10 protein-coding genes and 1 pseudogene are annotated in these 12,483 nt (G+C 70.7%); 8 read left to right on the top strand and 3 right to left on the bottom strand.

Annotated elements, in window-relative coordinates; all coding sequences use genetic code 11:
• Positions 1 to 29 precede the first annotated feature (29 nt).
• Positions 30 to 782 (top strand): SDR family NAD(P)-dependent oxidoreductase, encoded by a 753-nt coding sequence (locus tag Q0A33_RS14330; RefSeq protein ID WP_291798224.1) that lies wholly within the window; start codon positions 30 to 32, stop codon positions 780 to 782.
• 14 nt (positions 783 to 796) lie between these two features.
• Complete coding sequence (locus Q0A33_RS14325) at positions 797 to 1,540, top strand: TetR/AcrR family transcriptional regulator (RefSeq protein ID WP_291798221.1); 744 nt, start codon at positions 797 to 799, stop codon at positions 1,538 to 1,540.
• A 270-nt stretch (positions 1,541 to 1,810) separates the two neighbouring features.
• Here the strand turns inward: Q0A33_RS14325 and Q0A33_RS14320 are convergent, their stop codons facing one another.
• Positions 1,811 to 3,505: a BCCT family transporter gene (locus Q0A33_RS14320; RefSeq protein WP_291798218.1), complete on the bottom strand. Its 1,695-nt coding sequence runs from the start codon at positions 3,503 to 3,505 to the stop codon at positions 1,811 to 1,813.
• Positions 3,506 to 3,987: 482 nt separating this feature from the next.
• On the bottom strand, positions 3,988 to 4,614 hold the full coding sequence (locus tag Q0A33_RS14315; protein ID WP_291798215.1) for a PaaI family thioesterase: 627 nt from the start codon (positions 4,612 to 4,614) through the stop codon (positions 3,988 to 3,990).
• Positions 4,615 to 4,828: 214 nt separating this feature from the next.
• On the opposite strand from Q0A33_RS14315, the gene Q0A33_RS14310 reads away from it, so the two are divergent.
• The 6 genes from Q0A33_RS14310 (at position 4,829) to Q0A33_RS14285 (ending at position 11,714) form a co-directional block, all read left to right on the top strand.
• On the top strand, positions 4,829 to 6,370 hold the full coding sequence (locus tag Q0A33_RS14310; RefSeq protein WP_291798212.1) for an AMP-binding protein: 1,542 nt from the start codon (positions 4,829 to 4,831) through the stop codon (positions 6,368 to 6,370).
• 145 nt (positions 6,371 to 6,515) lie between these two features.
• Entirely contained in the window at positions 6,516 to 7,322 is an 807-nt protein-coding gene (locus Q0A33_RS14305; RefSeq protein WP_291798209.1) for an enoyl-CoA hydratase-related protein, read from the top strand.
• Positions 7,323 to 7,424: 102 nt separating this feature from the next.
• Positions 7,425 to 8,414, top strand: a complete 990-nt coding sequence (locus Q0A33_RS14300; protein WP_291798206.1) for an NADPH:quinone oxidoreductase family protein — start codon at positions 7,425 to 7,427, stop codon at positions 8,412 to 8,414.
• 1 nt (position 8,415) lies between these two features.
• On the top strand, positions 8,416 to 9,261 hold the full coding sequence (locus Q0A33_RS14295; protein ID WP_291798203.1) for an SDR family oxidoreductase: 846 nt from the start codon (positions 8,416 to 8,418) through the stop codon (positions 9,259 to 9,261).
• Between the two features lie 129 nt (positions 9,262 to 9,390).
• A complete protein-coding gene (locus Q0A33_RS14290; RefSeq protein WP_291798200.1) occupies positions 9,391 to 11,031 on the top strand; it encodes a long-chain-fatty-acid--CoA ligase in 1,641 nt (546 codons plus the stop codon).
• Positions 11,031 to 11,714: an AraC family transcriptional regulator gene (locus Q0A33_RS14285; protein ID WP_291798197.1), complete on the top strand. Its 684-nt coding sequence runs from the start codon at positions 11,031 to 11,033 to the stop codon at positions 11,712 to 11,714. The genes Q0A33_RS14290 and Q0A33_RS14285 overlap by 1 nt, the downstream gene beginning before the upstream one ends.
• Positions 11,715 to 12,208: 494 nt before the next feature.
• On the opposite strand, the pseudogene Q0A33_RS14280 reads toward Q0A33_RS14285, so the two are convergent.
• Positions 12,209 to 12,483: pseudogene (locus Q0A33_RS14280) on the bottom strand (hypothetical protein); the annotation flags it as partial.

Here is a 12,483-nt window from a genome sequence, read left to right as displayed (position 1 = left end):
GACACACTCGCTCGAAGGGGAGTCATCACATGCAGATCAAGGATCAGGTCGCATTCGTCACGGGAGGCGCGTCCGGACTCGGCCTCGCCACGGTCAAGGAGTTCCTGAGCCGCGGGGCCAAGGTCGTCGTCTTCGACCTCAGGACCACGCCCGAGGCCGATGCGCTGGGCGACGACGTCATCGTCGTCGAGGGCGATGTCACGGACGAGGACGCCGTCCAGGCCGCGCTCGAGCGGACGAAGGAGCTGGGCGACCTGCGCGTCGTCGTCAACTGCGCCGGGATCGGCGGTTCGCACCGCATCGTGGGCCGCAAGGGGGTCTTCCCGCTCGACGCCTACAAGAAGGTCATCAACGTCAACCTCATCGGCACGTTCAACGTGCTCCGCCTGGGTGCGGCGTTCATGGCGGAGATCGAGCCGGCGGGCGAGGAGCGCGGCGTCATCATCAACACCGCCTCCGCCGCGGCCTTCGACGGCCAGATCGGCCAGGCCGCGTACTCCTCCTCCAAGGGCGGCATCGTGGGTCTCACACTGCCCGCCGCCCGCGATCTCGCGAGCCAGAAGATCCGCGTCATGACGATCGCCCCCGGCATCTTCAAGACCCCGCTCATGCTGGGCGCCTCCGAGGAGACGCTCAAGTCGCTGGGCGAGCAGGTTCCGCACCCCAAGCGTCTGGGCGAGCCGTCCGAGTACGGCCTCCTGGCTGCGCAGATCGTGGAGAACCCCATGCTCAACGGCGAGACCATCCGCCTGGACGGCTCTATCCGCATGGCGCCGCGCTGATCAGCAGCCGCGACGTGGAGACGCAGGCGCAGGGCGGGCAGGGCGGTCAGCGGCGGGGGAGGGAGGCCAAGGACGCCATCCTCTCCGCCGCGATCGACTGCCTGCTCGAGGACGGCTACGCGGCGACGACCACCCTGCGCGTGCAGCAGCGTGCAGGGGTCTCGCGCGGCAAGCTGCTCCACCACTTCCCGTCCAAGCGGGAGCTCCTCGCCGCGGCCACCCGCAGGCTTACGGAGGACCGCCTGGCCGCCGTGCACCTGCAGGAGGACGCTGCCGGTGTCGGTGCCGAGGCCGGGGGCGGGGCGGTCGCGGAGGCGCCGGAGGGTGCTGCGGGCGGCAGCGGTGCGCGCGGAGGCTCCTTCGGTGAGCTCGCCGGTGCCCCGGCCGCCGAGGACCGGGCCGCGCGCCTCGCGTGGATGCTGGACCGGCTGTGGTCGAGCTTCTCCGAACCCAATTTCTGGGCGGCGGTGGAGACATGGGTGGCCGCGCGCACGGACGCCGAGCTCGCGGGGCAGATCGTCGACCATGAGCGGAGCGTGCTCCGGAGGGTGCGGGCCAACGCCCATGTGCTCGCGGGACCGCAGCTCAGTGCGCATCCGCGGTTCCCGCAGGTGCTGGACCTGCTCTTCACCAGCATGCGCGGCATGGCGCTCACCTACGCGTTCTCCGGCAGGCCGATGGACACCGAGCCGATGCGCGCCACCTGGCTCGCCTCCGCACGCGTGCTGCTGGACGTGGAGGACGACGCAGAGGACTGAGCGCGGTGGACGTTTGAGCGCTGCTGAAGCCTGAGCGCGGTGGAAGTCTGAGCGTTGCGGACGACCGTGCATCGCCGCACCGGGCGGATGAGCCCCTGGCGAATGCCTCCGAGGGTCCCGTGTCTGCATCCAGCGGGACCACGTTGCAACCGGCGGCCCGGCTCTGCGGCTGGGGCTGAGACCTGAACGAATGCACGAAGCCGTGCCTCCCGGATGCCGGGAGGCACGGCTTCGCTGTCTGCTGCGCTGCAGCGAGGCCGGCTGCGGGAGTCAGCCGCGCTCTGCGGACCGGCCTGCTGACGTGACCGCAGGCTCTGCCTCCGGCACATCAGCGGTGGCGAGCCCGATCTCTGCCTCGTACGGAGATCCGCCGGTGGGCACCTTCCCGGCCTGGGCTTCAGCGCCCGCCACGGCCTCGGGCGCGGGCTCTGCCGAACCCTCCCCAGCCGCACGCGCGGTCCCACCGCGCGGGGTGACCACTCCCTGCTCGATCGCCATGCGGCGCGCGAACACCGGAGCGGCGAACACGGACGGAAGCATGAGGAAGCCCACCGGCACTGCGGTGATGACGATGAACGACTGCAGAGCGCCGATCCCGCCGTCGCCGATCGAGATGAGCACCGCCGCGGCGACGCCCATGATGACCGCCCAGGTCGCCCGCATGCGCGTGGACGGTTCGCCCGAGGCGGTGCAGGACTGCGCGATCGCGAACGACATGGAGTCCGTCGTCGTGGTGACGAACATGGTGGTGAGGATCAGGAAGAACACGGCCACGGGCAGTGAGAGGGGCAGCTGCGCGGAGATCGACATGACGACGGCGGGGACGCCGTCGGAGGCGTAGGCCCCGGTGACGCTGCCCGGATTCTGCAGCTCCATGGCGAGGCCCGTGCCGCCCAGCACCGTGAACCAGCCGGTGGTGACAACGGGCGCGAGCACAGCGTTGCTGAGCAGCAGGTCGCGGAGGGTGCGGCCGTGGGAGATCCGGGCGACGAAGACGGACATGAGCGGGGCGTAGCCCACGAACCAGCCGAAGAAGAACACGGTCCAGCCGGAGAGCCACGCCTGGTCGCCCTGGTAGAGGGAGAGGCTGAAGAAGTCGGCGACGTAGGTGGCGAACCCGCCCACCCACGCGCGCAGGACGTAGCCGGCGGAGCCCAGGAGCAGGACCGCGGCCATGAGGATCAGCGCCATCCAGATGTTGACGCGGCTGAGGATCTGGATGCCCTTGCTGAGGCCGGAGGAGACGGAGAGCGCCGCCACGCCGGTGAGCACCGCGATGATGGTCAGCTGCATGGGGTAGCCGTCCGGGATCCCGGTCAGTGCGGAGATCCCGTAGGACACCTGGAGGCCCAGGAAGCCGATGGGGCCCACCGTGCCCGCGACGACGGCGAGGACGGAGACGATGTCCGCGACGGTGCCCACCCAGCTGGTGAGGATCTTCTTCCCCATCACCGGGTAGAGCAGGGTGCGCGGGCGCAGCGGCATGCCCTTGGAGTGCGCGTAGGACATCACGACGGCGCCCAGGGTGCCCAGGATCGCCCAGGCGAGGAAGCCCCAGTCCACGAAGCTCTGCGCGAGTGCGTTGGTGACCCGCTCCTGCGCGGTCGCCGCGGTGCCGAAGTGGGGCGGCTCGTCGAGGTAGTGAGCCACCGGCTCGGCGGCCGCCCAGAACACGCCGCCGCCGGCCAGCAGCGTGGACATGATCATCGCGAGCCACTTGAAGCGGCTGTACTCCACCGTGGCGGTGCCGCCCATGCGCGCACGGGCATAGGGGGTGAAGGCCAGGACGATCGCGACGAGGAAGGTGACGAGCAGCAGGTACTGCCAGTAGCCGCCGAACCACTGCGAGGAGGCCGCGAACGCGGTGTCGATGCTGTGAGTGACGGCGTCGCGGAACACGAGTGCCAGGAGGATGAAGACGGCCAGGATGCCGATGCTGATGAAGGCGACCTTGCGGTCGAGCACTGAGGGCGCTGGGGGTGTTGGAGGTGCTGTGTGCGCTGAAGGTGCTGAGGGATGTACGGGCTGAGGGGACGCGGCGCTGGAGCGCTCGGGCATCGGGTCTCGCTAACGTTGAGGTGCACTGTGCGCTCGGCCGGATGCCTGAGGCGCAGCGGAAGCGCTGCACGGCGCTTCAGAGGCGTCGAGGCGAGCGGGATCCGGAGCGTCTCCGTCAGCCGTCAGGCTCGCCTCATGTGCAGCGCAACAGTCAACCACAAGAGGGGTTGAGGAACCCACCGCAGAGCGCCGCAGGTGGGAAACGTCTCAGCGGAGTCCGGAAATCCGGAGGGCGCGGCGGAAACAGCTCCGGGGAGCGGCCGGGCGGAGCTGCTCCCCGGCAAGTTGCGTCTGCGTACAGGACGTGTGGGGCGTCATGTACGCAGCTTGGGATGGTGTGCGGGAGAGGTGCGGGCGGAGGCCGCCGAGGCCGAGCGCCTGGTGCGGAGTCAGCTCCGGGACGATGCCGGTGCGCTCTGCTCCCGCGGCGAGATCCACAGGCCGCGTGCTCGGGCGGTGACGACTCCGTCCGCTGTGATCTCCCCTTCCATGAAGCGCTTGCGGCCTTCGATCCTGCTGATCCGGCCGCTCACGCGCACGGTGGAGTTCAGCGGTGTGCCCGCATCGTAGGTGAGGGTCAGCTCGCGGGTGAAGGCCGGCGGCAGGCCCGAGGCGTGCGCGGCATCCCCGAGCACCTGGTCGAGCATGAGCGCGACGATCCCGCCGTGCACCCGCCCCGGGGGGCCCTGGTACTGCAACGGGAGCACCACGTCGGCATAGGACTCTGCGGTCCCGTCGTCCTCTGCCGCGCCGCGCACACGGTGGCGGATCTCGAGCGGCGGAGCGATGGGGTTGCGCGCCGAGGACGCCGGGGTGAGGTCCAGGCGGAAGCGGCTGCGCGGGCGCATGGGGTCGCGGATCTCCACCACGGAGGGATCCTCCGCCGCGGCGCTCAGATCCGCGGCGATCTCCCGCACGCGGGAGGCGAGGGCCGCATCGTCATGCTCGGAGACGAGCGCATTGATGAGGCTGCGCGTGAGTCGGGTGGTGTGCTCTGCGAAGGGGGAGACGCTCACTCTGCGTCCTCTCTGGTCCGAATCTGCCCGGCAGCGGTGCCGCCGGGGTGGCGATCTTGTCTGCGGAAGGGGATCCGGTTAGGGTCCTTAGCAAACGTTCAGTCAGCGCTTCCACTGTCCGCAGTGTAGCGCCGCAGGTGAGCGGTGCAGCGGCGAGGCTGTCGCTGTCCGCCCGTTGCGCACCCGCATCGCCTCGTCACAAGGAAGTGATCCGATGTACCCAGGAGCCCATTCCGCCCAGCACCCCGACAAACCCGCGCTCATCATGGCGGACACCGGCGCGGTCCTCACCTACGCGCAGCTGGAGGAGCGCTCGCTGCGGCTGGCCAACCACTTCCGCAGCCTCGGCCTGCAGCCGGGGGACCACCTCGCAGTGGTCGCGGAGAACCGCTTCGAGATCGTCGAGGCCATGTGGGCGGCGCTGCGGACCGGCACTCTCATCACGGCCGTGAACTCCCACCTCACGGCGGAGGAGAGCTCCTACATCATCCACGACTGCGAGGCGAAGGTCGTGCTCGTCTCCGGCAGCCTGGAGAACGCCGCCCAGCTCGCCCAGCTGTGCGCGGACGTGGAGCACCGGATCTGGCTGGGGGAGCCGCTGCCGGGATTCGACTCCTACGAGGAGGTGCTCGCCGCCGCCTCGACGGAGAAGCCGGACTACGAGCCGCGCGGTGACGACATGCTCTACTCCTCCGGGACCACGGGACGTCCCAAGGGCATCCTGCCGGAGCCCAAGGAGCAGTCCGTCGACGATCCGAACGTCCCCCTCGTCCAGCTGTTCACCTCCGTGTACGGCTTCGGCGAGGACACCGTCTACCTCTCGCCGGCGCCGCTCTACCACGCCGCTCCGCTGCGCTTCGTCATGACGACGCACGCCCGGGGCGGCACCGCCGTGATCATGCCGCGGTTCGACGCCGAGGCCGCGCTCGCCACCATCGAGAAGTACGGCGTGACGCACTCGCAGTGGGTGCCCACCATGTTCATCCGGATGCTCAAGCTGCCCCGCGAGGTGCGGGAGTCCTACGACGTCTCCTCGCTGCGGGCGGCCATCCATGCCGCGGCTCCGTGCCCGGCGGAGGTCAAGCGGCAGATGATCGAGTGGTTCGGCCCCGTCGTCTACGAGTACTACTCGTCCACGGAGGCCCCCGGACTCACCCTCATCGACTCGGAGGAGGCGCTCGCCAAGCCGGGCTCCGTGGGGCGGGACGGCTACATGGGAACCGTCCACATCTGCGGCCCGGACGGTGAGGAGCTGCCCGCGGGCGAGGTGGGCACCATCTACTTCGAGATCGATCCCGCCAAGTCGATGTTCAGCTACTTCCACGACGAGGCCAAGACCGCCGCCTCCCGGCACCCGGACCACCCGCGCTGGGCGACCACGGGGGACCTCGGGTACATCGACGAGGACCGCTACCTGTACCTCGCCGAACGCACGAGCTTCCTCATCATCACCGGCGGCGTGAACATCTACCCGCAGGAGATCGAGAACGCGCTCGCCCTCCACCCGGACGTGCGCGATGTCGCGGTGGTGGGGGAGCCCCACGAGGAGCTCGGCGAGATCGCGGTGGCCTATGTGGAGCCCGAGGACCATGTCTCGCCGGAGCGCGACCTGGGTGCCGAGGTGCTCGAATGGCTGGACGGCCGCATCTCGAAGTTCAAGATTCCGCGGCGGATCCGCGTGATCGACGCGCTTCCGCGCACGCCCACGGGCAAACTGGTCAAGCGGAAGCTGGATCCGGCGCTCGCGCGGAGCTGACCGCCGGGCCGTTGCGCGGCCGCATCGCCGCGCGACCGGCCGGCGTCGCCGCCGCAGAGGGATCCGCGCCGGACGGTGACCCCTCCGGCAGACCTCCGGTCTCGGAAGACATCCGGGGCCTGAAGACGAACAGAGAAAGAGGACCATGACAGACCAGGCCCCCGCAGACGCACAGCCCGCAGACGCACAGCCGCTCCTCGTCACCACCGACGACGCCGGCATCACGACCATCCGCTTCAACCGCCCGGAGACCCTCAACGCGCTGAGCAAGGAGGTGGCGCTCGGACTCCTCGACGCTCTCCGCACGGCGCAGACGGACGGTTCGCGGGCGATCGTCCTCACCGGCGGGGACAGGGCGTTCTCCTCCGGCGCGGATCTCCAGGCCAAGCGAGACTCGGCGCAGACCGGCTCGATCCTCACGGAGATCAACCAGATCATGGTGCTCCTGCGCGATTCCGCCGTGCCCACCATCGCGGCGGTCTCCGGCGCGGCCGCGGGCGTGGGCTGCTCCCTGGCGCTGGCATGCGACTACGTGATCATGAACGAGAAGTCGTTCCTCATGCTCGCCTTCACCAAGATCGGCCTCATGCCGGACGGCGGCGCGAGCGCCCTCGTGGCGGCCTCGGCGGGGCGTCACCGGGCCATGCGCATGGCGCTCACCGCCGAGCGGGTCTACGGAGAGCGGGCCTTCGAATGGGGTCTGGCGAGCGAGCTCGTCTCCGAGCAGACCCCGCTGGAGCGCGCCGCCGAGGTGGCCGCCTCCTTCGCCGCGGGCCCCCCGCTCTCGCTGGCGGCCACCCGCCGGGCGGTGAACGCGGAGACGCTCGGCACCCTGCAGAACGTCCTCGACCGCGAGACCGTGGGCCAGGGCATGCTCCTGAGCTCGGAGGACTACGTGGAGGGCACCACCGCCTTCCGCGAGAAGCGCGCGGCGACCTTCACCGGTCGCTGAGCCGGCACCTCGGGCGCGCCTTCCGCTCATTCCCGGTCACAGCCCCAGCACTCCTACCCCCAGCGCCCCGCGGCTCCGTCCGCGGAGCGAGGAAAGGAACACATGAAAGCCGTACAGGTAGTCACACTCGACGGTCCGGAGTCCATCGAGCTGCGTGAGGTCGAGGCACCGCAGCCGGGCCCCGGAGAGATCCAGCTCGACGTCGCCTACTCCGGCGTCACCTTCCCAGAACTCCTCCAGACCCGCGGGCTGTACCAGCTCAAGCACGAGCCGCCGTTCACGCTGGGCGCCGAGGCCTCCGGCATCGTGACGGCGGTGGGCGAGGGCGTCGAGGGGTTCGCACCGGGCGACCGGATCGCCACCATCTCCAACAAGGGCGGCTACGCGGAGACGATGATCGCGCCTGCGAACGCCACCGTGAAGCTGCCTGACTCCGTCTCCCTCAAAGCGGCCGCGGGCATGCCCATGAACCTCCTCACCGCGGACTTCGCCCTGCGCGTGCGGGGCCGGCTGGAGGCCGGGCAGACCGTGCTCGTCCACGGTGCCGCGGGCGGCCTCGGCACCGCCCTCGTGCAGATCGCCGTGGCGATGGGCGCCACCGTGGTGGGCGTCGTCTCCACGGAGGAGAAGGCGGAGACCGTCCGTGCGCTGGGCGCACAGCACGCCGTGCTGAGCGACGGCTTCAAGGACGCGGTCAAGGAGCTCTTCCCGGACGGCGTGGACCTCGTCGCGGACCCGGTGGGCAACCCGCAGGACGCCGACCGCTTCACGGACTCGCTGCGCTGCCTCGCGACGTTCGGCACGGCCCTGGTCCTGGGCTTCACCGCCGGCGCCATCCCGCAGGTCAAGGTCAACCGGCTGCTGCTCAACAACGTGGGCGTGGCCGGCGTGGGCTGGGGCGCGGCCTTCGCCAAGGACCGCGATCTGGTGCGCCGCCAGTGGGAGGCGATGTGGGAGCACCTCGAGGCGGGCCGGCTCGACCCCGTCATCCACGCCGTCTACCCGCTGGAGCAGGCATCGAAGGCGATCGGCGAACTGGAGACGCGTTCCGTGCGCGGCAAGGTGCTCCTCGAGGTGAAGGCGGAGGGCTGACATGAGCGCATTCGATCTCACCGGCCGCACGGCGGTCGTCACCGGCGGCAACCGCGGAATCGGCCTGGGCATGGCCCGAGGCCTCGTGGAGGCCGGCGCGAACGTGGCCATCTGGGGCCGCAGCGAGGAGACCAACGCGGCGGCCGCGGCGGAGCTGAGCGCGCTCGCGGAGGCGAGCCGGGCCTCGGCCGCGGGGGCTGCCGGTGCGGGCGCCTCCGGTGCGGGATCCGCCGAGGCCGGGGCACCGGTTCCGGGGGTCGCCTCCTTCGTCTGCGATGTGGCGGACCCCGCGCAGGTGAACCGGGCGATGGAGGGCACGCTGGAGCGGTTCGGCAGGCTGGACTCGCTCATCGCGAACGCGGGCGTGTCCGGCATGTACGGCCGGCTGCACGAGCTGGACCTCGAGGCGTGGCGGAAGGTCTCCGCCGTCAACGTGGAGGGCGTCATCTCCAGCTGCCAGGCGGCCATCCGCCAGTTCCTCGACCAGGGCGAGGGCGGCTCGCTCGTGCTGCTGGCCTCGCTGGCGGGGATCGAGGGCGCCGGCCGCAACTCGCTCTACGGCGCGACGAAGGGCGCGGTGCTCTCGCTCATGCGGGCCATCGCGGTGGAGTACGGCCGCGAGCGCATCCGCGCCAATGCGGTGCTCCCGGGCTGGATCGCCACGGACATGACGCAGGGTTCGCAGGACAGCGAGGTGTTCACCCGCAAGGTGATCTCGCGGGTGCCGGAGCGCCGGTGGGGCACGCCCGACGACTTCGCGGCGGCGGCCGTGTACCTCTCCTCGCCGGGCTCCTCCTACGTCAACGGGCAGCAGTTCGTCATCGACGGGGGTTACACCGTATTCTGAGATTCGAGACGCAGCTCACACTGTGCTGCGCACCCGGGCACCGTCGGCCGAGCGGGGACTTCCGCAGCGGCCGGCGGTGCCCGGCTCAGGACCGACGCCCCACTGCGGGCCACATGACGGAGGCGAAGAATGCTCCACGGAATCCCCTCGACCATGGGCGACGACTATCAGCTCAACGTCCTCTCCCTGCTGCGCTACGCGGCCACCACCTTCGCGGAGACGGAGGTGGTCCACCGGCGTTCGGACGGCAGCTGGGGCCGGAGCAGCTACGGCGAGGAGTTCGCCCGCGTCTCACGCATGGCGGATGCGCTGGCCTCGCTGGGCGTGAAGGCGGGCAGCTCCGTGGGCGTCCTCGACTGGAACTCCCGTCGTCACTACGAGGCGTACTTCGCCGTCCCCAGCCTGGGTGCGACGATGGTGCAGCTCAACCTGCGCCTGGGCGAGGCGGACCTGGCCTACGTGGTCAACCACTCCAAGGCCGAATACGTGATCGTCGACGAGTCGCTGCTGCCCATCGCGGAGAAGCTCGCCGGCGAGTCCTACGTCAAGCAGTGGATCGTCGCCTCGGACCGCCCCGCCGCAGAGGTGGAGACGAGCCTGCCCGGTGCGGTGTTCCTCGAGGACCTCATGAGCGGGGCCCGTGAGGACTACCCGTTCGAGGAGGTGGACGAGAAGACCGCGGCGTACGCCGGCTACACCACCGGGCCCACCGGGCGGCCCAAGGGCGTCTACTACTCGCACCGCGCCTCCTACCTGCACTCGCTGGGCGTGGACGCGGGGCTGCGCCTCACGTTCACGGACGTGACGATGCCCATCACCCCCATGTTCCACGTGCTCTCCTGGGGCTTCCCTCAGGCCGCGACCTCCGTGGGCGCCAAGCTGGTGCTGCCGGGCCGGTTCTCCGCCGAGGACATGAGCGCGATCGCGCAGGCGTTCGTGGAGGAGAAGGTGACGGTGGCCAACGGCGCCCCCGTGATCTTCTCCGGCCTGCTGCAGTACCTCAGGGCCCAGCCGGAGATCCCGGACCTCTCGCACGTCCGCATGGTCAGCGGCTCCACGGAGCCCCCGGTCTCCCTCATGAAGGGCTTCAAGGACCTCACGGGAGCGGAGATCATCCACGGCTACGGCGCCTCGGAGACGAGCCCGCTCGCCACGCTGAACTGGCGTCTCAAGCCGGAGCTCGCCGGGCTGGACGAGGATGCAGGCTGGGACCTCAAGCGCGCGCAGGGCCTCCCGCTCCTGGGCGTGGAGATCAAGGCGGTGGATCCGGCCGGTGAGGAGCTGCCGCGGGACGGGAAGTCGATGGGCGAGCTCATCATGCGCGGCCCGTGGATCACGTCCTCCTACCACAAGCTCGACGACAATGCGGACCGGTTCCTCGACGGCTGGTGGCGCTCCGGCGACGTGGGCGTCATCGACGCGCACGGCTACGTCAAGCTCACCGACCGCCTCAAGGACGTCATCAAGTCCGGCGGCGAGTGGATCTCCTCGATCGACATGGAGAACGCGATCCTCGACGACGCGAGGGTGAAGGAGGCCGCCGTGATCGGCGTGCCGGACGAGAAGTGGGACGAGCGTCCCGTGGCCTACGTGGTCGCCGCGGAGGGGCAGACACTCACCGCCGACGACGTGCGCTCCGGCCTCTCCGAGCGCTTCGCCAAGTGGCAGCTGCCGGACGAGGTGGTCTTCGTCGACGAGCTGCCCCGCACCTCCGTGGGCAAGCTCGACAAGAAGGCGATCCGCAGTCAGCGGGCCGCAGAGGACGCGTGATGAGCGGGGAGGGTGCCGCGGTGCCCGGACCCTACGGTGCTCCGGAGCATCCGGACATCGTGACCGCGGACGAGACCGTGACGGTGGCCGTGCGGGTAGACGGATACCCCACCGCCGCACTGCCGGCGCTGTTCGACACCGTGTTCACCGGGCTGTTCCCCGCGCTCGCCGAGGCCGGGGTGCGGCCGGCAGGCCCCGCGTATTCGCTGTACACCTCCGCTCCCGCGCAGACGGTGGACATCGAGGTGGGGATCCCGGTGGACCGCGTGTTCGAGGGCGAGGCGCTGCTGGGCACGGTGCCGGTGGGTGCTGGACCGGTGGGTGCCGCGCAGATGGGTGCCTCGTCCGGTGAGGACGCCGGGCCGGTGGGTGCCGAGGCCGGGCCGGCTGGCACGGGCGCCGAGGCCGGTGCGAGCCCCGGTGCCGAGGCCGGTGGTGCGGAGGGGCGCGTGTTCGAACTGCGTGCGGTGGCCTCCGCTGTCCCAGGCGGACGCATCGCCGCTGCCACATACCTGGGCGGGTTCGACGGTCTGAGCGGGGCATGGCAGACCCTGGTCGCCGCGCTCGAGTCGCAGGGTGAGACGCCCGCCGTGCCGTTCTGGGAGGTCTACGTGACGGAGCCCAGACCGGACATGGACCCGGCCGAGCTGCGCACCGACCTCTTCACCGCCCTGGAGCGCTGAGGAGAGTGCTGGTGTGCTTGCCGCGGTGCGGCGCTGTGCGCGGTGCCGCGGTGAGCGCGGTGAGGCGGTGAGCGCGGAAGCGGCGCACTTGACGCGGTGAGGCGGTGCCGCGGCGGTGAGGCGAGTGTTGGCGCGCTGGGCGGTGGCTGCCTCTGGGAACACCGGCACCGCGAATGCTTTGAGCCACCCACCTATACGTGGGTGGCTCAAAGCATTCACGGGGTGCGGTTTTCGGAAAGACCGCGAATCCTCTTTGCCGCCCACCTATACGTGGGCGGCAAAGAGGATTCGCGGGGTGTGGTCCGAGGTGCGCCGAGTCCGGTGTGAGGCGCGCGGGGTGTGGTGCGAGGCGCCCCGGGGTGCGGTGCGCTGTGCGCCGGGTGTGGTGCGCTAGGCGCGGGGTCCGGTGCGCGGTGCGAGGTGCGCAGAGTCCGGTACGGGGCCCCGGGTGCGGGCGCTGTGCGCCATGCGCACCGCACCGCGCGCAGCCCCGCTCAGGGGTGGGTGAGGAGATACGCGCCGGAGCGGTGGAAGTCCGCGACTTCCCAGCCGTCCGCCATGAGCTCCGTGATGCCGCGGCGCAGTGCGTGCCGCCAGGCGGCGGCGAGCTGCGGGTCCGTACCGCGCAGCGTCTCGATGTCGCTGGGGATCGCGAGGCTGACCAGTTCGGCCTCCCGCGGCACGTCGAATTCGAGCGGCCTGCCGGAGTCGTCGATGCTGAGCGCGGGGACCGCATCCTCCAGCCGCGGACGCCCGCCCGCACCTGCCC

Origin of the sequence: Brevibacterium sp. (assembly GCF_022712115.1) — a bacterium.
Classification (GTDB): domain Bacteria; phylum Actinomycetota; class Actinomycetes; order Actinomycetales; family Brevibacteriaceae; genus Brevibacterium; species Brevibacterium salitolerans.
Note: the sequence above shows the minus strand (reverse complement) of the source record. Positions and strands in the feature narration are given on the sequence as shown.

Bases quoted from the DNA above. Each gene is read 5' to 3' on its own strand.
- Q0A33_RS14305 (WP_291798209.1), top strand. From the start codon at position 6,516: ATGACAGACCAGGCCCCCGCAGACGCACAGCCCGCAGACGCACAGCCG.
- Q0A33_RS14285 (WP_291798197.1), top strand. From the start codon at position 11,031: ATGAGCGGGGAGGGTGCCGCGGTGCCCGGACCCTACGGTGCTCCGGAG.
- Q0A33_RS14300 (WP_291798206.1), top strand. From the start codon at position 7,425: ATGAAAGCCGTACAGGTAGTCACACTCGACGGTCCGGAGTCCATCGAG.
- Q0A33_RS14330 (WP_291798224.1), top strand. From the start codon at position 30: ATGCAGATCAAGGATCAGGTCGCATTCGTCACGGGAGGCGCGTCCGGA.
- Q0A33_RS14290 (WP_291798200.1), top strand. From the start codon at position 9,391: ATGCTCCACGGAATCCCCTCGACCATGGGCGACGACTATCAGCTCAAC.
- Q0A33_RS14295 (WP_291798203.1), top strand. From the start codon at position 8,416: ATGAGCGCATTCGATCTCACCGGCCGCACGGCGGTCGTCACCGGCGGC.
- Q0A33_RS14310 (WP_291798212.1), top strand. From the start codon at position 4,829: ATGTACCCAGGAGCCCATTCCGCCCAGCACCCCGACAAACCCGCGCTC.